1 protein-coding gene is annotated in these 1,512 nt (G+C 55.7%); it reads left to right on the top strand.

Annotation, left to right across the window (positions count from 1 at the left end; all coding sequences use genetic code 11):
* Positions 1–86 precede the first annotated feature (86 nt).
* Positions 87–1,438, top strand: a protein-coding gene (locus tag KP699_RS16185) for an IS3 family transposase (protein WP_215763342.1) whose coding sequence is annotated in 2 segments (ribosomal slippage) — positions 87–423 and positions 423–1,438 — 1,353 coding nt in all. Because the reading frame shifts where the segments join, the coding sequence is not laid out codon by codon here.
* The last annotated feature ends 74 nt before the right edge of the window (positions 1,439–1,512 follow it).

The following is a 1,512-nucleotide window of genomic DNA, read 5'->3' on the forward strand; positions in this document are numbered from 1 at the left end:
TGTCCGCCGTCAGGATCTATGGGACGAAATTGGTGAATTGAATAATGGAGGATTTCTGGCTCATCGTAACGACGAAGGAGTGAAGTATGAGCCAGAAATCCTTGCCGGAGACGACATCGGGGGAACGGTTGATCCGCGATATCCGCCGGGCGACGCGTCGGCAGTATTCGGCGGAAGAGAAGATCCGCATTGTGCTTGATGGCCTGCGGGGCGAGAGCAGCATAGCTGAGCTGTGCCGCCGTGAAGGTATTGCCGAAAGCCTGTATTATTCCTGGTCGAAGGAGTTTCTTGAGGCCGGGAAGAAACGACTTGCGGGCGATACGGCGCGTAACGCCACGACCAGTGAAGTCCGTCATCTGCGTGACGAGGCGCGGGCCCTGAAAGAGGTCGTGGCCGAGCAGACACTGGAACTGCGCCTGCTTAAAAAAAGCATGATCGGGGATGGGGGAGACCCCGCATGAGATATATGGCTTCGGAAAAACTCGAGATCATCCGCCTTGTCGAGCAATCAGCCCTGCCGGTTCGGCAGGTTCTCGGCAAGATTGGTATCCCGCGTTCAACCTTTCACCGCTGGTGCGATCTCTATCGGACGGGCGGCCCGGAAGCCTTGGCGGACAAACCCTCTGGACCCAATCGGATATGGAACCGCATCGCGGACGATATCCGTGCACAGATCATTGATCTGGCGCTGGAGACGCCGGAACTGTCGCCTCGTGAAATTGCCGTGCGGTTCACCGACGAGCAGGGCTATTTCGTCTCGGAAGCCTCGGTCTATCGCCTGCTCAAGGCCCATGACCTGATCACCAGTCCGAAATTCATCGTCATCAAGGCAGCGGAGAGCTTCCATACAAAAACAACAGCGCCGAACCAGCTCTGGCAGACGGATTTCACCTATCTCAAGGTTATCGGATGGGGATGGTTCTATCTGTCGACCATCCTTGATGATTTCTCACGCTACATCATCGCCTGGAAGTTGTGCACGACCATGGCCGCATCCGATGTGACGCAAACGCTGGAACTCGCCTTGCAGGCATCAGGGCTTCATCAAGCCACGGTCAGACACCGGCCGCGACTGCTCTCCGATAACGGCCCCTGTTATGTTGCTGACGAACTCGCGAAATGGCTAAATCAGAACAGCATGGATCATGTGCGTGGCGCTCCCAACCATCCCCAGACACAGGGGAAGATCGAACGTTGGCACCAGACGCTCAAGAACCGCGTGCTTCTTGAGCATTATTATCTGCCTGGAGATCTCGAAAGCCAGATCGAGGCATTCGTCGAAAACTATAATCAGCGCCGCTATCACGAGAGCCTCAACAATCTCACGCCGGCAGATGTCTGGTTCGGACGGGGGCAGACAATCCTGCTCGAACGTGAGCGCATCAAAAGAGCTACCATCCAGAAACGACGCTTGCTTCATCAGCAGCGTGCCGCCTAAACATCATAATCAGATGGGCCAGACCCTCCGTTATTTCACACCATCCATAGTCCCAAATCTTTCGACGACGGACA

The organism is Acetobacter sp. P1H12_c, from assembly GCF_018811975.1.
GTDB classification, from domain to species: domain Bacteria; phylum Pseudomonadota; class Alphaproteobacteria; order Acetobacterales; family Acetobacteraceae; genus Acetobacter; species Acetobacter persici.